This is a genomic window from Reichenbachiella sp., assembly GCF_039944555.1.
Taxonomy (GTDB): Bacteria; Bacteroidota; Bacteroidia; order Cytophagales; family Cyclobacteriaceae; genus Reichenbachiella.
The window spans coordinates 135,264-156,295 of the sequence record NZ_JBDUYN010000016.1 but is presented as its reverse complement, the minus strand read 5'-3'; the positions used below and the strand labels follow the sequence as shown (position 1 = coordinate 156,295).

The following is a 21,032-nucleotide window of genomic DNA, read 5'->3' as shown; positions in this document are numbered from 1 at the left end:
TTTCAACGCTGGTTTTGTCTCTGCTAGCACGCACTTGAGTGCAACGGAAACGCGTGCATATCTTCAGAAGTCGCAGACGTCGGTGGATTGCCATAGAGATGGCATTATGGCCTTTAAAAGATGCTTTCCGGCATTATTGCCGTAAAAGGAAGAATAGATTCTCATATTTTGGTTCAAATTATATTCATTCAATAAAAATTTCAACCATGAAAAAAATTACGTTCTCACTCGGCTTTTTATTCACGCTAGTTTTTGTTTTTGGAGCTACTTTTAAATTTCTCCATCTACCCGTAGCGGATATCTTGATGTTGGTCGGGGTCACTGGCAACGCTGTTGTATTTATTCCGCTATTAGAATTCAATCAACACGATGTAAAACTGTTTGACGCCATGAAAAGGATATTAGCTGCTTTAGGAATCGCATTGATCTTTTGGTTTGAACTTTTGAGATGGCCTGGGGCTGGAGAAATAGTCACACTTGGCGCTTTCCTGTTTGGATTTGGATTTTTGCCTTTCTTCTTTTTTAAATTATATAAGAAATCGTTGCAGGGTTTATAACCCTGCTCCTCTCTGGCGCGGAAGTTACTTCTGTACGGAATAAGGACTCTCTAGCTCGGAAGTTACTTCCGAGTGTTCTTCTTCAGCTTCAAAGAAACCATCCGGGTAGGGTTAGTACGCTTGATTTCGTTTTACTACAAGTAAGACACCCTATAAAATAGAAACATGAAAAGTAGCGTCAATTTTTGCCTCCTAACCTTAGTAATCGTAATCACATTGCAAGCATGCATATCCGACGATGATGTGAGCAGTAGTGGAACCAATGCGTCAGACTGTGAAACTACCGGCACGGTCGATCAGTCCAGCAACACAACGATTGAAGCCATGAGAGAGGCTATGATCGCCTTCAGAAGTTCACTTTCAGAGACGCAACTGACCACCGCTTCGAATTGTCTGGACGACGAACGTTTTTACCTTTGGCACAATACACCTGCCAACAATGGCAACAGAGATGGCATCACTTATGGTGACTTGTCTTCTGATCAGTTGACCCTTTTCAAGGATTTACTCCAATTATTTCTGAGCATAGAGGGTTATCAAAAAGTAGACGAAATCACGGTTTTGGCTGAAGGATTTCTCAATGAAATTAATTCCAGTCCATGGAGCCCTGACTATTATTCCATAGACATGTTTGGCGACCCGGACAACAGTGGTTCATGGGGATTTCAATTGGATGGGCATCATTGTGCGATCAACTTTTTGGTGCATGGAGATAACGTGTCTATGGTACCCTCATTTTTGGGTGGAGAACCTGTAACGGAGACTTTCAATGGTGTTGATTTTGACATATTTAAAGATGAGAGGGATTTAGCGCTCAATCTATACAATGGCTTTTCAGCCAATGAAATTGAATTCGCAGTATCCTCTGGCAGCAGCGCAACGATGAACGTCGGGCCAGCCTCTCAAAATGGTCAGCCGGATCCCTACATCGGGGCCTACGACTATTCGGGATTCGAAACGGGGCTGAAATATTCGGATATGTCCGAGGCCACGCAGGCGAATTTGATACTCGTTATGAAAGAATATGTGTATAACCTGAACACGACATTTGCTGAACTCTGGTGGGCTGATATCATGACCAACATCAATGATACCTATTTTGTATGGTTGGACAATGTGGAGACTCCTACCGCCACCACTCAGTTTTACTATAGGATCTATAATCCTTACCTCTGGGTAGAATACAACATGGAAAGTCCGGTGGGGCAAGACCTTGAGGATTGGAACCATGTACACACCATCACCAGGATTCCAAATAATCCTGAGACCGAGGACGGAGGCGACTACGGGATATTTGCTCAGATCATCAATGCCGACGGTCCCAAGACTTTATATGAGCATTATGCCCTGGCTGATCATCATAGACTTAGCGAAATCAAATTTGATTATACTGTCAAATCAAGTACTGCTCATCATGGGCATCATTCACATGGCGGGTAAGCCTGTTATAATTAGGTTTTTTGCCTTTGTTGGAGTTGTATCGAGCAAACCTCAAACTGAATAAATAACAATAATATTAGAATTTCTTAACTTTGGTCCATGGGTACAATTGAGTTAAAGTCAAACCTTCATCAATTGATAGATGGTATTCAGAACACCGAACTTCTGGAATCATTTCACGATATACTTTCCGCTAGAAAAGCCGCAAAAGCCGGAAATTTATGGTCTGGCCTGACTGATGAACAAAAAAGTGAAGTTTTGGAGGCCTACCACGTGTCTGAAGACCCCGGTTATCGTGTTTGAGTGCAACGGAAATGCGTATTCGCTGTTTGAAGTGAATTTAAAACAGAAATAAAAGTTGTAACTTTGATTGAAGAAAAAGCCATGGACTTAGAAGCTCGCAAAATATCATTTGTTCAAGAATTCCTCAGACTGCAAAATGAGGAAATCGTTGACAGTTTGGAGCAAATGCTGCGAAAAAGAAAAGCCGAACAGATGGAGAGTAATCTCCAACCCATGAGCGAACAACAATTGAATGATGAGGTTGATCAGGCTTTAGAAGACTCAAAAAAGGAACGTCTCACTACCGTAAAAGATTTAAGGCACAATATCCAAAAATGGAGCTAACCGTTTATTGGACCCGATTTGCCGAGGACAAACTTGCAGATATTTTCAGTTACTACAAATCACAGGCAAGCACGGGTGTAGCCCAAAGAATGGTGGGTGGAATAGTAGATGCAACGATCAAACTCGAAAAACATCCTAAATTAGGCCGAAGAGAGGATTTGCTTGTCAATAGAAAAGAAGAATTCAGATACTTGGTTTATAAGAATTACAGGATAATCTACTGGATTAATGAAGAATTTGAACGAGTTGAAATAGCCAATGTTTTCGACTGTCGCCAGAATCCAACAAAAATGGAATGAAAACAAAAGAACAATACGTAGCTTTTCTAAGAGGAATTAATGTGGGCGGCCATCACAAGCTCCCGATGGCAGATCTGAAAAAAGAAATGGAGAAGTTGGGTTTCGAAAATATTGTAACCCTGCTCAATTCTGGCAACGTAGTATTTGACTCAGTCAGCGATACAGTTGAAAATCTGGAAGTGAAGATTTCAAAGCATCTGGAACAAGCGTTTGGATTTCCTGTTCCGACCATCATCAGAACAGCCAAAACCATTGATGAACTGTTGAGGAGCAATCCATTCGAACATGTCAGTCTTACCAAAGACATTAGGTTGTATGTTTCACTTTTGCGTGAGGACAATAGTCCGGAGTTGGAGTTGCCATGGAAAAATGAGGATGGTTCATTTGAAATACTGGAAGTGCGTGATAAAATGATCATCAGTGTTTTAGACCTGTCTGTCACCAAAACACCAAAGGGAATGGAAGCCCTGGAGAAAATGTATGGGAAGGATATCACCACACGAAATTGGAATACCATCGACAGGATAGGGAAGAAGCTTTAATTTTTCAGCCAAAATATCAACCTTCTGTCATCCAGCCTACTTTTGGTTAACACTTTATAACATCTCTGGTAGCAAAAAAGCAAGTAAATAATGATACATTTATTTTAAGTTCATCAGTCAGGCTAGATTGATTCACATAATGTAAATCAAGACATGTACAAGCTATTTTATGCCGTTGCTTTGATGTTGCTTTTTAACTGTCAGGGTGAAAAGTCAAAAACCACAAATAACGCACAATCGAAATATGGCCCGATTGAAAAGGCAGTGGCTGAAATTGATAGCCTGCTCAAGTTAGATGATAGGTGGTTTTGGGGACATGATTTGTATGGTCCCATTATTTTTATAGATCCTGAAACAAGAGAATTTGCAGCCAATCAAAATAGCAGCTCAGGTCAATTTAGAAAAGAGAATACGGTCTATTTGGGTACTTTGCCTGATACATACAACATTGCTAATACAGCTATAAATTGGGAAGGTAAAAGGTGGACCATGGTCATGTTGCCCTTGCCAACTGATCAGTACGCTCGAAACAATTTAATAATCCATGAATTGTTTCACCGAATCCAGCCAGCCATTGGCTTCGACAGTTTACAGGAAATCAGTAATGCGCATCTGGACACCTATGAGGCCAGAGTATTGCTCATTCTTGAACTTGAAGCGCTAAAAAACGCATTGATCTCCGAGGACATAAGTGAAAAGAATAATCATATTAAAAATGCCCTCAATTTCAGAAGTGCTCGTCACATAAGTGACAAAGTAAAATCAGCAGAGAACGCATTGGAAATGAATGAAGGCCTGGCCGAATATACTGGTGCTATGCTAAGTGGAAGAAGTGATGCGGAAATGAAATTACATTTTAAAAGCAAAATTGAGAATTATTATGCGAGTTCAACATTCGTAAGGTCCTTTGCCTATCAGACTATTCCTGTCTATGGATTTTTTCTTTCTAAAAGAACCACCGCCTGGCAGAGAGAAATTACTGAAAACACTAATTTAACGGACTACTTCGTTAGAGCCTTTTCAGCAGAAATATCGGAAGACATTACGTTCGACAGCATAATTAAGATGGGTGGCTATGACAATGATGCAATCATTGAAAAAGAACAGAACAGAGAACGAAATAGGCTAGCTAAAGAAGAAATGCTAAGGAAAAAATATCTGGAGGAGCCTACCTTAAAACTCAATTTTAAAAAAATGAATATTTCCTTTAACCCAGCAAACATTATTCCTCTGGGCGAACTTGGTACGGTTTACCCAACCATGCGGATCACCGACCATTGGGGAATATTAGAAGTAGAAAACGGAGCACTATTAGATGCAAATTGGGGGTTTGTGATGCTGTCAGCACCAACGCTTATCGAGGCTGAAACTGTTACTGGCGATGGATGGACACTGCAATTAAATGAAATGTGGGAAGTGACTACGGCGAAGGAGCAATACCAATTAAAGAAAAAATAACAGAGCCTCCAGGCACTCAGAGCTAAATTGGTGAATACTGCTAGCCGAGACCGTTGCCGGAATGATCTTTATGCGATACGAGAAGACCTCAAAGAATCAGTACCAGATTATCCTGATGACCATAAGTATGCAAACCAGAAAGATCAGGCCTGATACGAATCGCAGTCCATGTGACTTCTTTTTTACCTCGCCCTTGTTGTTATTATCACTGGCCTCCTTGTTTGCGATTGAATAGATCAGGATGCCAAAAGCCAGCGTAAGCCCAAGGCCGATATATTGCCCATATTCAATAATCCACTCCATATCTTAAATATAATTAATGTGCAGGATTGAGCGTAGGCCTAAGTCGCTTTTAGTTATTTAAACAATATCCCATTCGATCTTACATCAGTAACTATAACAGCTAAACTGCCGAAAAAGGTGAAGGCGATATATTTTTTTTGGATTGATTATAATATCTTAAAGTAAACAAATGCGAAAATATGTTTGAACTGGTTTATCAATCGAACGCCATTCCTGACCTAACAACTGAAAATATAGAGCGTATTTTAGAAGTTGCACAAAACTTCAACTCAAAGAATAATATCTCAGGTTGTTTGTTTTATCACGATCACAAATTTCTTCAACTATTGGAAGGAGATGAAGAAGTAGTTCGAAACTTATTTAATAAAATATGCCAAAATAAATTTCACTCTAAGGTGGAGCTTTTGACAGAGGGATTTAAGGAAGAGCGAACATTCGAGAAATGGAAAATGGCATATGTTGATCTTAGTTCTGACCATAAGCATGACAAGGAAAGGGAATTATTTGTACTTAATTTTCTAGCCTATTCCGAACTAATTGAAAAGCCTAGTCCGGCTATTAAAGAATTTTGGAAAAAAGTAAGAGACTTCCTGGAAAAGAGGCCCATGGGTCAATGATTGTAGTTTCTGAGCATATAAATATGAAGGAAATCCTGTTGGGCGATCAAAAGGAGTTGCATCACCTGATGATGCAAATTTATCCACGGGTCTATCAGCATCTTTGGAGGGATGGCGGAAAATCTTATTTGGAAAAAACGTACTCGCCTGGTCAGCTCGAAAAAGAATTAAATGAACCTAACACTCTCTACTGTTTTGTGCAATATCAATCCGAAACGATTGGCATCATCAGGCTACTCGAAAATGAGCCAGTTGCTAATTTCAGAAATAAAAAGGCAGCTAAATTGCAACGGATTTATCTCAGTGATGCTGCACAAGGCAAAGGTGTCGGCAAAGCATTAATGACTTGGATGCAAGACAGGGCCAGACATAGCGGGTGCTCCATACTTTGGCTGGAAGTAATGGATACCCAGCAAAAGGCCATTGGGTTCTATGAAGGGCTAGGGTTTCAAGCCTTTAATGAAGTTAAGTTCGAATCTGATTTGATGCATAAACATCTTCGAGGGATGTATCAGATGTGGAAAACTATTCTATGATTCTGTAAAATTAGACCTGGCTGTGGAATGCAGTCACGTCGCTTGACAAGTCAACCTCAGAAAGAATTAATTGGGTTAGTGTATCTCCATATTGCATGATTTGATCAATTAGGTTTTGCAGCTGAAGCCTGTCTTTGGCAACCACCTCCAGGTGTACATTTTGACCTCCTGTTATTCGAAAGGCCTTTTTCACTTCGGGGTAACTTTTTAGCGCATGGAGAAAGGGTTTTAACTTTCCATGAAATGCTTTGACAGAAATAAACGCCTCGATGTCATACCCAAGAAGTCGATTATCTACTCCCAAGCTATAGGCCTTGATGATAGATTGATTTTCGAGCTTCTGAATTCTTTCTCTGATAGCTGAAGGTGAAAGCCCGATGATGCGCCCAATTTCTGCAAAGGACAGTCTTGAGTTTTTTTGTAAAATGTCCAATATTTTCAAATCAAGTATGTCTAGCATCGAATCGTTTGTTTTATAATCATAAATAAGTTGATTAGATCAAAATTACTAATTGTTACCATATAATCAGTTTTGTAAATTGTAGTTCACCGAATAATTTTGCTCCAATTATAGATATTGGCTAATTAGAACAACAATCACGTGAATAATTTGACTCCCTTTCATCTCGCCATTCCTGTATCTGATTTAAAAAAATGCAGAAAGTTTTATGCGGAAACGCTCAACTGTCCTGAGGGGAGAAGTTCCGAAAAATGGGTGGATTTTGATTTTTTTGGTCATCAATTGGTCATTCATGAAAAATCAGGCGAACACCAGTCAGAAAAACCGATAGCCAATCCTGTAGATGGTCATGATGTACCCGTTCCTCATTTTGGAGTGGTATTGGACTGGGATACCTGGACGGCATTGGCTGAAAGAATGAAAGCCATAAAAACTCAATTCGTCATTGAGCCCTATGTGCGATTTGAAGGAGAAGTTGGAGAACAGGCTACCATGTTTTTTCTAGACCCTGAGGGAAACGCGCTAGAATTCAAAGCATTTAAGGATATCAATCAGCTGTTTGCAAGCTGATGCATTTAAAGAAGGTTTATGGATTTATGGATCGTTTCTGCTCATTGATTCCACAATATCATTATATCAGTGTCAGCCGTCAACTGGCTAAAGAAATGGCCAGCTCCAGCTCGAACAAAAACGATCGATCCTTTAGTGACATCAACGGATTCATTGTTCATTGTAAACCTACTTTGGCCTTCTGTTACAATATTGATTTCATCCCAGGTGTGAACAAGCGAGTTGTCTCCCCCTTGTGACTGCGGTAGTGCGTACAGTCCAAAGATGACGTTCGACTGCTTCAGAAAGGGGTTCCAGGTATTGGTGCTGCTCGTCTTGTTGGATTCGATTTGTTCTTTAGTAAATAGAGATAATTCCGCTGATAAGGCACCTGATTTTTTCATAGAAATCACTACCACCTGAATGGTGTCCTCGGTTGTGATTTGTGTATCAATATCCCCTTGGGCGATAAGTGTCTGACCTTGCGATACCATTTGTTCAGTAGATCCTGCCGAAATCTTGCCGCTACCATGGAAAACATAAAAAACTTCGTCAAACTCGGTCTGGGCTCTGTTTGAGACCTGATTAGCACCCAGCGCTTCAAAACTTGCACGCATACTAGGTTTGTCGATGAGTTCGATGAATCCATTTTCAGCCTGGGTGGTGAGTTCCCGGATTTCGAACGCCTCGTAAAAACTTTGAGGTAAAGGATCTGCAAGATCTCCGTCATCGACAGGTATGTCTTTCTGATCCTCACTACATCCAATCAAAATAAAAATTGACAAGTAGATAAATAACTGTGGCATGTCTTAATTGATTTTACAGTTAAAAAAAAAGAAGGAGCGTCCTTCACTACCGTCGGTTCTTTTAGGTAACAGCTCAAGCCTATCAGACACTTAGTTCAATTGTTGGGAAACTTTTAGTATAGTAGTCCAAGGTACGCGGGCATGCAAGACGCATCAGAAAATCACTTCACCCAAGGGTATATATTCAAGGAATACGATGATTTGAGGCTCATGCACAATTTATAGATGTCTATTAATTGTCTACAAGATACCGGACAACCGATCCTATTCTATCGCACCTTTGAATCAATACAAGGACCAATTCTAATCAAAAATTGTGCAGTGAAACGGCTAAAATTGATGATTTCATTAGGCCATTCTTTTTACTTAATTGATTAGTGATGAAGAACTTAAAAGTAATTCTTGTTTATGGATGTTTATATTCATTTTTCTCGATGGATTGTGTTGCAAATCCCGGTACCGACCTTCCTGCTACGTATTATTTATGTGATCAGGCTACTTTGCTTGTAGATAATAGCGCATTCTATACTCCAACCAATGACTACATTCTTATCAAGTTAACGTCGGATGAAATTATGTGTGTTTCCGAAAAAAAAGGAAATTTTATTCAAAAATCGTATCCCGTCAAGGCTTTTGGATCATCGTCTGAAAAAAGCTCATACTACATTGAGGAGCAAACCACTAAATATGTATTGAATAAGCTAATGAACACCATAACGGCATACGAGAAGTTGGGCTATGACAATGGAAAAATGGAACACGCAATTTGTACCACCTGGAAGATTCAACCTCTGACCGAATCTGAATACCAAGAGGCCATGAAGTTAAAAAAGGAAAGGATCAATGCTGAACTTGTCTTAAATCAAGCACACTTTACGATTTCTTCTTTTAACTTAAACGAAAGCCATTCAATTTCGTGTGTTGCTAAATAAAAATGACGAATTATAGATACTGCCTCTTTCAGATAAAGGATGTATCCGTTTCAAATTGTCCTTGAATTCATATTTGATCACTCACTCTTAATTGTCCTTCAAAAACTTCAGAATCGCTGCATATATCTGATTCAATTCCTCGTCTGTAATTACATACGGAGGAAGTAGGTAGATCACATTGCCTAAGGGCCTAATCAAAATACCTCTTTCCAAAAAGTAGGGGTAGATTTTTTTGCGAGCATCGCTGTCATACCCCGTTTCACCAAAACCTTTTAGATCGAAAGCTACAATAGTGCCTCGCAGCCGAATGTTTTCGACTTTGTCGACAGACTCTAACTTCTCAACAAACCGTTGATGACTGAGGTTGATCCGTTGAATGTTGGCCTTACATTCAGCAGACGCAAATATCTCGAAACTGGCGTTGGCAGCGGCGCAAATCATGGGGTTGCCTGTGTAAGAGTGACCGTGCAACAAAGCCTTGGATAGTTCATCACTTTGGAAGGCACTTTCAATTTTACCATTACAGGCCGTAATGCCCAAAGGCAGCGCACCTCCAGTGATCCCTTTAGAAATACAGGTGATATCCGGATTAGCCTCAATTTGATCGCAGGCAAAGGTAGTACCTGTTCGCCCCCAGCCTGTCATTACTTCGTCAGCAATGCAAATCACTCCTCTCGATTGTGCAAGTGCCACAAGCTGTTGCAACATATCAGGGGTATACATCCTCATGCCACCTGCACCCTGAACCAGCGGTTCAAAAATGAAAGCAGCACAGGCCTCGTCTTTAGTCAGTTCGTCAAAATGTGCAAGTACCTTTTCGAAGTTTTCCTCTGTCGGGAAATCAAGCGTTTCTATATCAAACAGAAAAGGAAAAAATGGGCGAGTAAACCCACTCCTTTCGCTGACGGACATGGACCCAAAGGTATCGCCATGATAGGCTCCATCCAGCGCAATGATTTTTGTTTTGTGGCTTTGGTCTTGATTGTACCAGTATTGAAAGGCCATTTTCAGTGCCACTTCAATTGACGTACTGCCATTGTCAGAAAAGAAGATTTTGGAGTAATTGTCTGGCAGAATGGTCATCAGGTTTTTAGCCAGCTTCACAGCGGGCTCGTGGGTAAACCCGGCAAAGATGACATGCTCAAGCTCCAGGGCCTGTTTATGAATCGCATTGGCGATATGTTCATTGGCATGTCCATGGATGTTGACCCACCAGGAAGATACGGCATCAATAATTGTTTGGCCGTCATGGGTAAACAGTTTTGCGCCTTTCGCGGATTTAACTGGTATATGTTCGAATGGGTTGATCAAGGGAGTAAATGGGTGCCAGATCAGATCTTTATCAGCTTTTGCGATTTCGGCGCTGTTCATAATTTGATGTTTTGTAACTGTGATTGAATGGTTTTGTTATTAACCTCAGTGAGAGGGTCTATGTGTCCCAGGCAAGGCAATTGTGAATGATTAAGAATAAAGTCTTCAGTCGCTCGGTTGGGCGTGTCATTGAATATGATACCGGCGACATCGTAACCGTTCGATTTTAAATAATCGATAGACAGCATAGTGTGATTAATGCTTCCTAGATAATTTCGGGAAACCAGAATCACCTGCGCATCAAATATTTTGGCTAATCCAATGACAAACTCATTGTCATTGATGGGAACCATCAAACCCCCGGCGCCTTCGATAATGAGTGTATTGTCCGTCATCGGCACAGAAAATTGATCGGCCTTTAGGTTAATGTCCTCAAGTTCGGCGGCGGCATGCGGAGACATAGGGGCCTGGAGTACTATGCCTTCAGGGTGAATCTTCTTATCCCTGCCTACCAGACTGCTAATGGTATCCGAGTCCGTAGGTTGTCCAGCCTGAATGGGCTTCCAATAGTCGGCTTTTAGCTTTTCAACTAAAATGGCACTGACGATGGTTTTACCACTGTCGGTGTCTATTCCGGTAACAAAGTATTTTTTCATGCTAATTTGGTCAATTGATTGATCAGTCCGGTTATATCTTCTTCCGTATTGTGCGTATGAATTGAAATTCGAAGCCTTTCCGAACCTTCTTTTACAGTAGGAGACAAAATGGGACGTACATCGTATCCGTTTTCTTGTAGTGATGCTGCCATGGCTTTTACTCTTTTATTGCCAGGGACTACAATGGGTTGAATAGGAGTGTTGCTTTCCAGTTTCTCCATGCTCGCATCCTTACCTACTTTTTGATTGAACAGGGAGTTGAAATAGTATATTTTGTCCTTGCTTTCCTTTTGAAGTTGAATTTTCGCAGATAGGTAGTCAAATGCAGCATCAATAGAAAAAATACTATGAATGGGCAAAGCTGTGGTATAAATAAATGGACGAGCAAAATTGATTAGATAGTTAATCAATTCTTGCGAACCACAAATACAGGCACCATGTACGCCCATGGCCTTGCCAAAAGTATGGACCCTGGCAAAAATATTTTCTTCAAGCCCTAAGGCGCATAGTTTGCCAGAGCCAGCGTCTCCATAGAGTCCTGTGCTATGAGCTTCATCCACTATTATTTTAGCCTCGTATTTCTGAGCCAATTCAATAATATTACCAAACGGCGCCATATCACCGTCCATAGAATAGACGGACTCAATGATCACATATTTGTCCCCTTTAGCTTGTTCTAGTTTTGCCTCCAGATCGTCGCAGTCGTTATGCCGAAAGGAAAAACGATGGGCCTTACTTAAATAGGCCCCTTCTTTTAGGCAGACGTGTGATAAACTATCATAAATGATAGTATCTCCTCTTTGCGGAATAGTTGATATCAATGCGAGATTCGCAACATATCCTGAATTGAATAGGAGAGCAGCTTCACTCTTGAAAATGCAAGCTAATTTCTGCTCAAGGTGTTCTACGGTGGAAGAATTACCCGCCAACAATCGAGAACCGGTTGAACCATTCAAGTTCACTTCTCTACTGTAATCGTAAGACTTGATTTTTCCGAAAAGCTCCTGAGACCGGCTGAGCCCCAGGTAGTCATTGGATACAAAATCTATCAGTCCATCCGGAGCAAAGAGCTTACGGGTGCTACCTGCTTTTTCCCTTTCTCGAAGTTTTTGTAAGATCTGATCTGTCATAGAGATGATTTTGCAAATCTTTAATTTTCTTCCATCCCAGCCAAAGGAAAATCAAGTTTCTTTTAGGGGAAGGTTATATATTAGCGGTCTTATCAAAAACATCTAATGAAAGACTTATGAAAAAAATCACATTACTACTCGTTGTTGGAACTTTATTTTTTACAACAGCTTCTTATGCTCAAGTATCTTTAGGGCTCAAAGGTGGATTGAATTTCAATTCGGCTGATGTGTCTGGCGGAGGTATAGATTCTAAAACGGGATACCATATTGGAGCCTATGCCGTGATCAAGGCAGGAGCGATAGGAATTCAGCCAGAGGCCTATTTTTCAGTTCAAAATGTAGGAACCTCAGGTGATGATATCGATTTAAGTTATATTCAGGTACCTATCTTACTTAGATTGGGGTTTGCTAAAGTACTTTACTTCAATGCAGGACCTCAATTCGGTTTTAATACAAAGGCGGAATCTGGTGGAGTTGATTATAAAGACCAATTGAAAAATACTGATATTTCAGCTGCTATTGGGGCAGGTCTTGATTTACCTATGGGACTAGGAGCACAATTGAGATATGTAAAGGCACTATCTAATGCATCTGAGATTTCGGGAGATTCTTGGAAGAATGCTATAGTTCAGGTTTCTGTGACTTATGCCTTATTTGGCAACAACTAATAGTTATCGCATAAAATATCAAAGGCTGTTTTACTTGGTAATACAGCCTTTTTATTTATATCCCTACCAAATTCAACTGTATACCTGAAAGGTCTGCAATATCTTCTCCGTGCTCCAAGGCGTCCTCGTCCTCAATATTGTAGTACCAGTTGACTACAATGTTTTTACCGGACGATTTGATGTCTTTCAGGCAAATCATCGTTTCAAGCAGACACTTGTATGTTGATGTATTAAAATAATCAAGCTGAATATTGACATTCAGCTTAGAATATATGCTTTTCTTGAAGTTAGCTAAGGCCTCGTACAACTCGCTAAAAACCTCCCAGGCATTGATTAGTGTAGAATTACCTTTCATTTCCAGAATTGCATTTTCCGGGTTGAAATAAATGTATGGCGTTGTCGGGGAGGGTACCAATAAATATTTTTCCATGCTACTTTACTCTAAACCCCATGACTAACATATCATCCGTTTGAGGTGTGTCCTGTTTCCATTCTTGCAGTTCCTTTTCCAATAGGTTTTTTTGAATCATCATGGCTTTTTGAACGATCATGCCCAGGTACATTCGAAATCGTTTAGGCAGGTACTTTTTGTGCTCTTTTCCTCCTATTTGATCCTTGAATCCATCCGAATACAGATAAAATGTGTCGTTGCTGGATAAATTGAACGAGTGTTGTTCTATCTCTTGCTCTTCAAGATTGTCCTTACTGAAATTTCTTCCTAGCAACAGCTTGTTGCCTTTGGTGAGTGTCCATTCCTTATTCTTGTATAATAGTAAGGGAATACCGACTCCCGCGTACTTCATGGTATTGTACGTAAGGTCAAGTGTGCAAATGGCCATTTCCATGCCCTCCTGAACAGCCTCGTTTTCTGAGAAGTTTTGGCTCAGTGTGTTGATAATATCATTATTAACCTTGGCTAATAGGGCGGAGGGATTATAATCCGTTGTGTACTGAATGGCATTATTCAGCGCATTGATACCTAACATTGATAAAAAAGCCCCTGGTACTCCATGGCCTGAACAATCCGCACATGCTATAATTAGATGATTAGCATTTCTGTTTTTGACATGTTTGAACCAATAAAAATCTCCGCTTACAATGTCCTTTGGCTTGTAGTACACGAAGTAATCCTGAAAGAAGTCGGACAGTAGCTTTTCATCTGGAAGAATAGCATTTTGAATCTTTTCAGCATAACTCAGACTTGAGTGAACCATCGTGTGCTGAGTTTTTATTTCCTTATAGGCTCTGTTAATTGCTTTGGCTTGAGTGATGATTTTGCTTTGATGCTGCTGAATCTCCTGATTTTTTTCTACTAGTTGTTTCGTGATTTTCTTCTCGTTACTTTCTTTAGTTTTCAGTTTTTGTGTAGTCACATTGAACTGACGAATCAGATAGCCTATTTCATCTTTGTTGTTACCTTCGATTTGAACATCATAGTTTCCCTTTGAAATCTCAACAGCTGCGGAGCGGAGTTTTTTAAGTGGTTTGGAAATAATTCGAGCCAGATAAATGGTGAGCCCGGAAGACAACAATAGAATGACAAAAGCCACAATTAGGATGGTGATTCTCATTTCGGCGAGCGAAGCAAAGGCATGATCTTTGGAAGTACTTACGATAAACAGCCAATCTTTGCCTGGAAAGCTGAGGTAGCCTTCCTGACGGTGATAAAAGTACAAGTTATCCTCAGTCGAAAACCGACCCTCTTTCTTCTTTTGTTTCAGAATTTCTTCGGGGATTACCTCTGGATACTTGGCTATCAAGACCTTTTCTGGTTCATGATTAGAATATAGAATATTAAGGTGATCATCCAAAAGATCCATTTTCACCTCATTGTTCGATTCCATGCCCTGGGATTGATTGCTTATAACAGCATATAGGTTTTCGATGAGTACTCGCCCTACAAATACCCCAATCGGTTGATTGGCATTGTTTCGAACTACCGAAGCAAAGTGGAGTACCACACGACCTACTGATTCTGACTTTGAAATATCCATGATCGCTTCCGTATTGTCATTGATATGTGTCCAGTATAGTCGAAGACCATGTTGTTTGCCAACAGAAAGGCCCTTGCTATCTGCCAGTCGAAACCGATTCATGTCAAAGAAAGAAAAGCTGTAGTAAAGTTCATTGGAATGAGAGATTTCGCTTAGAGTTCTATTGACCTCATAAAGGTTCGGTTCCTCTTCTCTAAATACTGAAAGCTTAGCAAAATTCTTTACATCATTGAGACGCTCATAAATAAATCGGTCTATATTATTAATACTGATATCCGCTTTTTGCGAATGCTCTGTCAATATGCTTTCTTCAAGATTGTTCTCGACTGTGTTGTTGACAAACAGAAATATAGTAACTGAGGTGAATACTACTAGCGACAAGCCTAGTAGCACAAATTTTAAATATAGGTTCATAGCTCTTTGTACTGAAAAGACAAAGCTAGATAGGAAGGGGTTCGTCTTTAGATATAAGAGATCAAGGAATTATTAAGAAGATTGGTGTTAGATGTGAAATGGTAAAGCGTATGTAACAAGTAGCGATTCAATGATAATCTAAAATTAATATTTCCAATTCAGGATTTGGCTAATGGATTTGGGTATCCAAAATAGATTTTTGCAATTGATCGGGGTTTTACGAATCTTAGTGGTCATTAGTATTGTCATAAAAACCAAAAACAATGAAAAGAATAGTTCTGATTGCTCTGCCATGCCTATTATTCATTTGCAGCTCCCTGTTTGCCCAGGTAGAATTTGGAGTGATGGCTGGGATAAATTTCAACTCTCCAAAAATAAATGCATTGAATACAGGAGGAAACCAATTGAATGATGTAGGTATCAATAGTTTCGGTTTTCATGTGGGCTTGTACTCTACTATTGATTTAGAGCTTTTTGCTATTCAACCTGAGGTTTACTATTCCCAGCAGGGAGGAAAATATAAAGTAAACAGCACACAGGAGCATGAGGTTAAAATGAGCTTTATTCAGATACCACTTTTGGGGCGATACAACTTTCTCGAATACTTTCATGTGCTCGCCGGGCCACAATTTGGCATTCCTATTCAGAGCGAAATCGCATTTGCTGGAGGTTCGCCAACAGATATAAAGGATCAAACCAAAAGCCTTGATGTAGCTGCTGTTGTCGGTATTGGACTCACAGTACCTGATCTTGGGGTCAATGGTTCTTTGCGTTGGTCTAAGGGATTTTCAGAAATGATAGATGCTGAGAACGCCACCGGGGCTGGTACTGTGACGTCTCTGAAAAACTCAATGATTCAAATTTCGGCTTCTTATGCGTTTGGCGGAGGTAAATAAAAAAAGCTGTCTCGAAAGTATTCTTCAAGGCAGCCTCTTTTTAAATTTCTTGTGCTGAGAGATCAGATACTCAGGATTTTAGTCAATCTAATCAATTCCTCATCAAGTGGTTTTGATTTAGAGATCGCTAACTTGAGATTGGTATAAGTGATTTTGTTGTCTATTACGCCAACCATTACATTCTTCTCGCCATTCATCAATCCTTCTACAGCTGCCAGACCCAGACGTGAGGCCAGTATTCTGTCAAATGCAGTTGGGCCACCTCCTCGTTGGATGTGTCCCAGACTAGTGACTCGAATATCCATCTTTGGTGTTTCTACCTTTACGCGCTCGGCTATCGAAAGGGCGCTTCCCTGCTCGTCACCCTCGGCGACCACGATAATAGAAGAGGTCTTCTTGTTGTCGCGACCGTCTCGAAGTTTCTTGATTACGTCATCAATGGTAGTGGATGTTTCGGGTACCATGACCATTTCTGCTCCGCCGCCGATGCCGGATTGGATGGCTATATAGCCACTATGACGTCCCATTACTTCGATAAAAAAAACTCTGTCGTGTGAAGCCGCTGTATCTCTAATCTTATCAATGGCATCAAGTGCGGTGTTTACAGCAGTATCGAATCCGATAGTGTAATCAGAACCATAAAGATCGTTGTCGATAGTACCAGGTGCCCCTACTACAGGAATACCAAATTCATCGTAAAAGAGATTGGCTCCGGTAAATGTACCGTCACCCCCTATAGCGACGAGTCCTTCTATACCGTGTTTTTTAAGATTTTTGTATGCTTTTTCTCTTCCTTCTTTCGTTCGAAAATCTTCGCTTCTTGCGGATTTTAGAATCGTACCACCAGTTTGTACAATGTTGCTTACGGAGTAAGACTCCATTTTCTGTATTTCGCCGCGGATCATCCCATCGTAGCCATATTTGATCCCGTAAACTTCGAGATCCAAATAAATAGCACTTCTTACTACAGATCTAATACAGGCATTCATGCCCGGTGCATCGCCCCCAGAGGTAAATAATGCAATTTTTTTCATAAGGTATTTACTAAAATTTATACTTAACCTTTTATACCGTTTTTGGGTGTATTGATGTTTTGGGCATTCAAAGTAAGTCATAAAAAACTAAAATTTCATCAATAATTCGAGCGAATGCTATGATTTTTTATACCCAATACGTCAAATCATTTAAAATTTCACATTTTGGTCGTATACCATTCATTTTTGATTTATTTAGCAATTGCAGTTATAGACCAAATGGCCCTGAAGAAAATTCTTATTATTACTTACTATTGGCCACCGAGTGGAGGAGGAGGTGTGCAGCGTTGGCTCAAGTTTGCCAAGTACTTGCCTGAATTTGGATGGGAGCCGATTGTCTTTACACCGGAAAATCCGGAATTTGATTTAAAAGATGATTCTTTGACCAAGGAGGTAAGCCCGGAGCTAGAGGTCATTCGATTTCCTATCTGGGAGCCATTCGGTTTTTACAAAAAGATTTTCAAAAAAGGGGGGAAACTTAAACAAGGTATTGTCATTGAGAAGACTAAAATGTCGTTGATAGACAGACTGAGCGTTTGGATTAGGGCGAATCTGTTTATTCCTGATCCTCGTCGATTTTGGGTCAAACCCTCTGTTGAATTTTTAGTACCGTTTATCCATCAGCATAATATTGATGTGGTGGTCACCACAGGCCCCCCCCATAGCATGCACCTGATTGGTAAGAGTCTGAAGAAAAAGTGCCAGGTGAAGTGGGTAGCAGATTTCCGTGACCCCTGGTCAGATTGGGATATATTGGAAAAACTGGGTGTGAAGGGCATTGCGCTGAGTATTCATCGAAAGCTGGAAAGAAACGTGCTGGGGGTTTCTGACTTAGTACTTGTTGCGAGTAAGGGAATCAGACGGTCGCTGATGGCAAAATATGACAAAACTGAAGTTAGAGTAGTGACTAATGGGTACGATACCGACGATTTGAAAGGAATTTATGCAGACACTAATGAGAAAAAATTCAGAATCACTCATATGGGTTTGCTCAACGAGCTCCGAAACCCCGAAACACTGTGGGATTGTTTAGAGGAAATTTGTGATGAGCGTCCAGACTTTCAATCTGACCTGGAATTGGTATTGGCTGGTATGGTGAGCAGTTCGATTTTGGATCGCATTCAGTCATCACAACAATTGAGTCATACATTGAATCATCTCGATTACATTTCTCACCAAGAAGTATTGGAATATTACCTAAACTCTAGTGTGCTTCTTTTACTTTTGAATCAGACTGATACTGCTCAACTTATTATTCCTGGCAAACTGTTCGAATACCTTATGGTCAATAAGCCTGTGCTGGCCATTGGCAAACGCGAAAGCGAAGTGCAAGAAATACTTAGTGAAACAGAGGCTGGTGAGGTATTCAATGGAGATGATCGAGATCAGATCAAACAGATGATTTTGATAGCATATGATAGGTTTAGAAATGGTGATATCAGCAGGTCATCAGGGAATGCAGAGAAGTATTTACGAAAAAACTTAACTCATGAACTGGTTAGCATTTTGGATCAATTGTCTTTGAGTAAATAGAAAAATAAGATGATTCAACAGTATTTTTTAATGATTGAACTAACTTGTCGAGTTATTACCGATTGGTAATCAAAGGCTATGCAGAGACTTATTAGATTCTACTTATTCCCTTTTTGTTTTGTTTTTTGCAATCACTTGCGAGCTGGTGAAATAATTGCAGTCCAAGATAGCAGTCTGGCGAATTATTTCTTCAATCAGTCCTTTGAAACAAATCATTCCGATTCAATACTTTTCTTTCTAAACCTCGCCATCAAAAATGCGAAAGAAGAAAACAATGACGATATATATGTGGAGGCATTAGTAGAAAAGGCGATTGAATTTGAACGAAATAAAAAAGGAGATAGTAGCAGTTTCTATTTTTACAAAACGATTAATGCAGCTAGGGAAAGTCAACTGTCGTATGCAATTCTGGCCAAGGTCTATAAGCAATATGGAAATTTTCTGAGTCATCAAAACCAATACTTTCCTGCCTTGAATTACCTGGATACAGCAGCTAATCTTTACTTGACTGCTAGCGACACACTCTCCTATGCTGACATCCTGGCGATGAAAGGAGCTGTGCACGACAATGGCGGTAATGAAGGGAAGGCACTTCGATTATACCTGGAAGCTTCAAAAATATATGAGCGGCATGAACGTACTGCAGTCCTCGCAGATATCATGAACAATGTGGCCATAGTTTACAAAAAAATAGGAGACCTTGATGGCTCACTTGAATATTACAACAAGAGCTTGCAGCTGCAAGAAGCAATGAATGATACTGCAGGTGTAGCGATTAGCAAAGTCAATCGAGGGTTGCTTTTCAAAGATTTGAATAGGCTTGATGAGGCCTTGCAGGATATACGAACAAGTCTGCCTATTTTCGTTGAAAGGAAAATGAATTATGCGGCGGCCATTGCCCATCACAATTTGGCAGAGGTTCACCTGCAATTGAATAATTTGGACTCCGTACTTTACCATGTGGACCAATCTGAGCAAATAGCCGTGGATTTGCAGTATTGGCAAACGATTGTTGGTAATAATATAATTCTGACCAAAGCCCTGAGGGGAATGGGACGGCCTGCGTTATCTGCAAAAACGGCCTTAAGAGGTTATAACATGGCCAAAGAGCATGGTTTGCTGGAGCGACAAGAAGAGTTGGCAGGTCTGTTGGCAGAAAATTACGAAATTGTCAAGGACCATGCCTTAGCTTTAAAGTATTACAAGGAGCATAAGCTTATTAAAGACAGCCTGCTAAGCACAGAATCACAAGAACAAATCAATAAGCTCCGCACAGAATATGATTTCCAGCAAAAAGAAGAAGATATTCGGGATTTGGAATTGATCAACACCTATCAAACCACTTTGGTAGAAAAGGAAGAGAAATTAAAGCACGTTTTGGTAGCTGGAATCGTGTTGTTAATGTTTGCCTTGGTATTGTTTTTCTATTTGTATAGACGACAAAGAAATTTCTCGAAAACATTGTCTAAACAGAAGATACAGCTCACAGGTCTAAATAAAGAAAAGGATGATTTGATAGCAATGGTTGCTCATGATCTTAGAAGCCCGCTCAATAATATTAAAGGTCTTCTAGGGATTATAAAAGATGCCAACGGAACAGAGCATGGTAAAATGATCGAATTAGCCAATCAGTCAACAGATGTTCTTAGAAACCGGATCAATAAGATTCTAGACGTTGAAGCAATAAACGTAGGAAGAATTAATCTGAAAATTACTGAGGTAAACGTTTCTGAAGTACTGAAGCAGCTGACACATCATGTATCGCCTGAAGCTGAGAAAAAGCAAATTTCTTTCTTTTCAAGTTCACTTAAGAACCTGACGTGTCGGGCAGATGAAAACTATCTTTTGCAGGTGCTGGAAAACCTTTGCACCAATGCCATAAAATTCTCAGAGCAACAATCTGAAATATACATTAAGGTAGCAAAAAAAGGTAGTAAAATCACCTTTGAAGTGCAGGATCAGGGACAAGGTATCCCGGAAGATGAAATAGAAAATCTTTTTACGCGATATGCGAAAATATCTACTCTGCCTACTGAAAATGAAATGTCTACTGGCCTTGGCCTGCCAATAGTGAAGAAGTATGTAGAGGCTATGGGAGGAGAAGTCTGGTGCAGAAGCAATGTAGGAGAAGGAAGTACCTTTTTTGTGACGCTTGAATCTGGTGATCTTAGTACATCTGACCAATAAACAAGGTATTTTGGTCTTTGCAACCTTATTTCCAGTTGGACCTGATTACATAAGTCATTGAATTTTGGTTATCAAAGGAAACT

The 21,032-nt window shown here is 40.1% G+C and carries 24 protein-coding genes; 15 read left to right on the top strand and 9 right to left on the bottom strand.

Features of this window, described 5'->3' with window-relative positions; all coding sequences use genetic code 11:
• The first annotated feature begins 206 nt into the window (after window positions 1-206).
• The 7 genes from ABJD64_RS23050 to ABJD64_RS23020 all read left to right on the top strand — a co-directional run bounded on the left by ABJD64_RS23050 (window position 207) and on the right by ABJD64_RS23020 (window position 4,923).
• The gene (locus ABJD64_RS23050) at window positions 207-557 is read left to right on the top strand and encodes a hypothetical protein (protein ID WP_348181214.1); all 351 of its coding nucleotides are present in this window, start codon (window positions 207-209) and stop codon (window positions 555-557) included.
• A 165-nt stretch (window positions 558-722) separates the two neighbouring features.
• Window positions 723-1,997 (top strand): DUF3500 domain-containing protein, encoded by a 1,275-nt coding sequence (locus ABJD64_RS23045; protein ID WP_348181213.1) that lies wholly within the window; start codon window positions 723-725, stop codon window positions 1,995-1,997.
• Between the two features lie 99 nt (window positions 1,998-2,096).
• Window positions 2,097-2,300 (top strand): hypothetical protein, encoded by a 204-nt coding sequence (locus tag ABJD64_RS23040; RefSeq protein WP_348181212.1) that lies wholly within the window; start codon window positions 2,097-2,099, stop codon window positions 2,298-2,300.
• A gap of 63 nt (window positions 2,301-2,363) precedes the next feature.
• Entirely contained in the window at window positions 2,364-2,624 is a 261-nt protein-coding gene (locus ABJD64_RS23035; protein WP_348181211.1) for a hypothetical protein, read from the top strand.
• Window positions 2,615-2,923, top strand: a complete 309-nt coding sequence (locus tag ABJD64_RS23030) for a type II toxin-antitoxin system RelE/ParE family toxin (protein ID WP_348181210.1) — start codon at window positions 2,615-2,617, stop codon at window positions 2,921-2,923. The genes ABJD64_RS23035 and ABJD64_RS23030 overlap by 10 nt, the downstream gene beginning before the upstream one ends.
• The gene (locus ABJD64_RS23025; protein ID WP_348181209.1) at window positions 2,920-3,465 is read left to right on the top strand and encodes a DUF1697 domain-containing protein; all 546 of its coding nucleotides are present in this window, start codon (window positions 2,920-2,922) and stop codon (window positions 3,463-3,465) included. Before ABJD64_RS23030 ends, ABJD64_RS23025 begins: the two co-directional genes overlap by 4 nt.
• A 153-nt stretch (window positions 3,466-3,618) precedes the next feature.
• Window positions 3,619-4,923, top strand: a complete 1,305-nt coding sequence (locus ABJD64_RS23020) for a hypothetical protein (RefSeq protein ID WP_348181208.1) — start codon at window positions 3,619-3,621, stop codon at window positions 4,921-4,923.
• Between the two features lie 96 nt (window positions 4,924-5,019).
• On the opposite strand, the gene ABJD64_RS23015 is transcribed toward ABJD64_RS23020, so the two are convergent.
• Complete coding sequence (locus tag ABJD64_RS23015; RefSeq protein ID WP_348181207.1) at window positions 5,020-5,226, bottom strand: hypothetical protein; 207 nt, start codon at window positions 5,224-5,226, stop codon at window positions 5,020-5,022.
• 179 nt (window positions 5,227-5,405) lie between these two features.
• Here ABJD64_RS23015 and ABJD64_RS23010 point away from each other — a divergent pair, with 179 nt between their 5' ends.
• Both ABJD64_RS23010 and ABJD64_RS23005 read left to right on the top strand, forming a co-directional pair.
• Complete coding sequence (locus ABJD64_RS23010) at window positions 5,406-5,843, top strand: BLUF domain-containing protein (protein ID WP_348181206.1); 438 nt, start codon at window positions 5,406-5,408, stop codon at window positions 5,841-5,843.
• Window positions 5,844-5,866: 23 nt separating this feature from the next.
• Window positions 5,867-6,379, top strand: coding sequence for a GNAT family N-acetyltransferase (locus ABJD64_RS23005; RefSeq protein WP_348181205.1), 513 nt, complete (start codon window positions 5,867-5,869; stop codon window positions 6,377-6,379).
• A gap of 10 nt (window positions 6,380-6,389) precedes the next feature.
• Here ABJD64_RS23005 and ABJD64_RS23000 read toward each other — a convergent pair whose 3' ends face one another.
• The gene (locus tag ABJD64_RS23000) at window positions 6,390-6,839 is read right to left on the bottom strand and encodes an Lrp/AsnC family transcriptional regulator (protein ID WP_348181204.1); all 450 of its coding nucleotides are present in this window, start codon (window positions 6,837-6,839) and stop codon (window positions 6,390-6,392) included.
• A 141-nt stretch (window positions 6,840-6,980) separates the two neighbouring features.
• On the opposite strand from ABJD64_RS23000, the gene ABJD64_RS22995 reads away from it, so the two are divergent.
• Window positions 6,981-7,409, top strand: coding sequence for a VOC family protein (locus tag ABJD64_RS22995; protein WP_348181203.1), 429 nt, complete (start codon window positions 6,981-6,983; stop codon window positions 7,407-7,409).
• A 41-nt stretch (window positions 7,410-7,450) separates the two neighbouring features.
• Here ABJD64_RS22995 and ABJD64_RS22990 read toward each other — a convergent pair whose 3' ends face one another.
• Window positions 7,451-8,194, bottom strand: coding sequence for a cupin domain-containing protein (locus tag ABJD64_RS22990; protein ID WP_348181202.1), 744 nt, complete (start codon window positions 8,192-8,194; stop codon window positions 7,451-7,453).
• A gap of 380 nt (window positions 8,195-8,574) precedes the next feature.
• Here ABJD64_RS22990 and ABJD64_RS22985 point away from each other — a divergent pair, with 380 nt between their 5' ends.
• Window positions 8,575-9,126, top strand: coding sequence for a hypothetical protein (locus ABJD64_RS22985; RefSeq protein ID WP_348181201.1), 552 nt, complete (start codon window positions 8,575-8,577; stop codon window positions 9,124-9,126).
• An 87-nt stretch (window positions 9,127-9,213) separates the two neighbouring features.
• On the opposite strand, the gene bioA is transcribed toward ABJD64_RS22985, so the two are convergent.
• Genes bioA through ABJD64_RS22970 form a run of 3 tightly spaced genes read right to left on the bottom strand, consistent with a single transcriptional unit; the run spans window position 9,214 to window position 12,223 of the window.
• Window positions 9,214-10,497: an adenosylmethionine--8-amino-7-oxononanoate transaminase gene (bioA, locus tag ABJD64_RS22980; protein ID WP_348181200.1), complete on the bottom strand. Its 1,284-nt coding sequence runs from the start codon at window positions 10,495-10,497 to the stop codon at window positions 9,214-9,216.
• Window positions 10,494-11,093, bottom strand: a complete 600-nt coding sequence (gene bioD, locus ABJD64_RS22975) for a dethiobiotin synthase (protein ID WP_348181199.1) — start codon at window positions 11,091-11,093, stop codon at window positions 10,494-10,496. Before bioD ends, bioA begins: the two co-directional genes overlap by 4 nt.
• Complete coding sequence (locus tag ABJD64_RS22970; RefSeq protein ID WP_348181198.1) at window positions 11,090-12,223, bottom strand: 8-amino-7-oxononanoate synthase; 1,134 nt, start codon at window positions 12,221-12,223, stop codon at window positions 11,090-11,092. The genes bioD and ABJD64_RS22970 overlap by 4 nt, the downstream gene beginning before the upstream one ends.
• 116 nt (window positions 12,224-12,339) lie before the next feature.
• Here ABJD64_RS22970 and ABJD64_RS22965 point away from each other — a divergent pair, with 116 nt between their 5' ends.
• A complete protein-coding gene (locus tag ABJD64_RS22965) occupies window positions 12,340-12,891 on the top strand; it encodes a porin family protein (protein WP_348181197.1) in 552 nt (183 codons plus the stop codon).
• Between the two features lie 55 nt (window positions 12,892-12,946).
• Here the strand turns inward: ABJD64_RS22965 and ABJD64_RS22960 are convergent, their stop codons facing one another.
• Together ABJD64_RS22960 and ABJD64_RS22955 are read right to left on the bottom strand one after the other, a co-directional pair.
• Window positions 12,947-13,321 (bottom strand): DUF1987 domain-containing protein, encoded by a 375-nt coding sequence (locus tag ABJD64_RS22960; RefSeq protein WP_348181196.1) that lies wholly within the window; start codon window positions 13,319-13,321, stop codon window positions 12,947-12,949.
• Between the two features lies 1 nt (window position 13,322).
• Window positions 13,323-15,299, bottom strand: a complete 1,977-nt coding sequence (locus ABJD64_RS22955; RefSeq protein ID WP_348181195.1) for a SpoIIE family protein phosphatase — start codon at window positions 15,297-15,299, stop codon at window positions 13,323-13,325.
• Window positions 15,300-15,562: 263 nt separating this feature from the next.
• Between ABJD64_RS22955 and ABJD64_RS22950 the strand changes: the two genes are divergently transcribed.
• Window positions 15,563-16,195 (top strand): porin family protein, encoded by a 633-nt coding sequence (locus ABJD64_RS22950; RefSeq protein ID WP_348181194.1) that lies wholly within the window; start codon window positions 15,563-15,565, stop codon window positions 16,193-16,195.
• 62 nt (window positions 16,196-16,257) lie between these two features.
• Here the strand turns inward: ABJD64_RS22950 and pfkA are convergent, their stop codons facing one another.
• Window positions 16,258-17,229: a 6-phosphofructokinase gene (gene pfkA / locus ABJD64_RS22945; protein ID WP_348181193.1), complete on the bottom strand. Its 972-nt coding sequence runs from the start codon at window positions 17,227-17,229 to the stop codon at window positions 16,258-16,260.
• 219 nt (window positions 17,230-17,448) lie between these two features.
• On the opposite strand from pfkA, the gene ABJD64_RS22940 reads away from it, so the two are divergent.
• Window positions 17,449-18,762, top strand: a complete 1,314-nt coding sequence (locus tag ABJD64_RS22940; protein ID WP_348195315.1) for a glycosyltransferase family 4 protein — start codon at window positions 17,449-17,451, stop codon at window positions 18,760-18,762.
• A 78-nt stretch (window positions 18,763-18,840) separates the two neighbouring features.
• On the top strand, window positions 18,841-20,949 hold the full coding sequence (locus ABJD64_RS22935) for a tetratricopeptide repeat-containing sensor histidine kinase (protein ID WP_348181191.1): 2,109 nt from the start codon (window positions 18,841-18,843) through the stop codon (window positions 20,947-20,949).
• Window positions 20,950-21,032: the final 83 nt, after the last annotated feature.

What these genes read in the sequence shown, in the direction of transcription:
- ABJD64_RS23050 (WP_348181214.1), top strand. Translation starts at nt 207, where the DNA reads ATGAAAAAAATTACGTTCTCACTCGGCTTTTTATTCACGCTAGTTTTT.
- ABJD64_RS23045 (WP_348181213.1), top strand. Translation starts at nt 723, where the DNA reads ATGAAAAGTAGCGTCAATTTTTGCCTCCTAACCTTAGTAATCGTAATC.
- ABJD64_RS23040 (WP_348181212.1), top strand. Translation starts at nt 2,097, where the DNA reads ATGGGTACAATTGAGTTAAAGTCAAACCTTCATCAATTGATAGATGGT.
- ABJD64_RS23030 (WP_348181210.1), top strand. Translation starts at nt 2,615, where the DNA reads ATGGAGCTAACCGTTTATTGGACCCGATTTGCCGAGGACAAACTTGCA.
- ABJD64_RS23025 (WP_348181209.1), top strand. Translation starts at nt 2,920, where the DNA reads ATGAAAACAAAAGAACAATACGTAGCTTTTCTAAGAGGAATTAATGTG.
- ABJD64_RS23020 (WP_348181208.1), top strand. Translation starts at nt 3,619, where the DNA reads ATGTACAAGCTATTTTATGCCGTTGCTTTGATGTTGCTTTTTAACTGT.
- ABJD64_RS23015 (WP_348181207.1), bottom strand. Translation starts at nt 5,226, where the DNA reads ATGGAGTGGATTATTGAATATGGGCAATATATCGGCCTTGGGCTTACG.
- ABJD64_RS23010 (WP_348181206.1), top strand. Translation starts at nt 5,406, where the DNA reads ATGTTTGAACTGGTTTATCAATCGAACGCCATTCCTGACCTAACAACT.
- ABJD64_RS23005 (WP_348181205.1), top strand. Translation starts at nt 5,867, where the DNA reads ATGAAGGAAATCCTGTTGGGCGATCAAAAGGAGTTGCATCACCTGATG.
- ABJD64_RS23000 (WP_348181204.1), bottom strand. Translation starts at nt 6,839, where the DNA reads ATGCTAGACATACTTGATTTGAAAATATTGGACATTTTACAAAAAAAC.
- ABJD64_RS22990 (WP_348181202.1), bottom strand. Translation starts at nt 8,194, where the DNA reads ATGCCACAGTTATTTATCTACTTGTCAATTTTTATTTTGATTGGATGT.
- ABJD64_RS22985 (WP_348181201.1), top strand. Translation starts at nt 8,575, where the DNA reads ATGAAGAACTTAAAAGTAATTCTTGTTTATGGATGTTTATATTCATTT.
- bioA (WP_348181200.1), bottom strand. Translation starts at nt 10,497, where the DNA reads ATGAACAGCGCCGAAATCGCAAAAGCTGATAAAGATCTGATCTGGCAC.
- bioD (WP_348181199.1), bottom strand. Translation starts at nt 11,093, where the DNA reads ATGAAAAAATACTTTGTTACCGGAATAGACACCGACAGTGGTAAAACC.
- ABJD64_RS22970 (WP_348181198.1), bottom strand. Translation starts at nt 12,223, where the DNA reads ATGACAGATCAGATCTTACAAAAACTTCGAGAAAGGGAAAAAGCAGGT.
- ABJD64_RS22965 (WP_348181197.1), top strand. Translation starts at nt 12,340, where the DNA reads ATGAAAAAAATCACATTACTACTCGTTGTTGGAACTTTATTTTTTACA.
- ABJD64_RS22960 (WP_348181196.1), bottom strand. Translation starts at nt 13,321, where the DNA reads ATGGAAAAATATTTATTGGTACCCTCCCCGACAACGCCATACATTTAT.
- ABJD64_RS22955 (WP_348181195.1), bottom strand. Translation starts at nt 15,299, where the DNA reads ATGAACCTATATTTAAAATTTGTGCTACTAGGCTTGTCGCTAGTAGTA.
- ABJD64_RS22950 (WP_348181194.1), top strand. Translation starts at nt 15,563, where the DNA reads ATGAAAAGAATAGTTCTGATTGCTCTGCCATGCCTATTATTCATTTGC.
- pfkA (WP_348181193.1), bottom strand. Translation starts at nt 17,229, where the DNA reads ATGAAAAAAATTGCATTATTTACCTCTGGGGGCGATGCACCGGGCATG.
- ABJD64_RS22940 (WP_348195315.1), top strand. Translation starts at nt 17,449, where the DNA reads ATGGCCCTGAAGAAAATTCTTATTATTACTTACTATTGGCCACCGAGT.
- ABJD64_RS22935 (WP_348181191.1), top strand. Translation starts at nt 18,841, where the DNA reads ATGCAGAGACTTATTAGATTCTACTTATTCCCTTTTTGTTTTGTTTTT.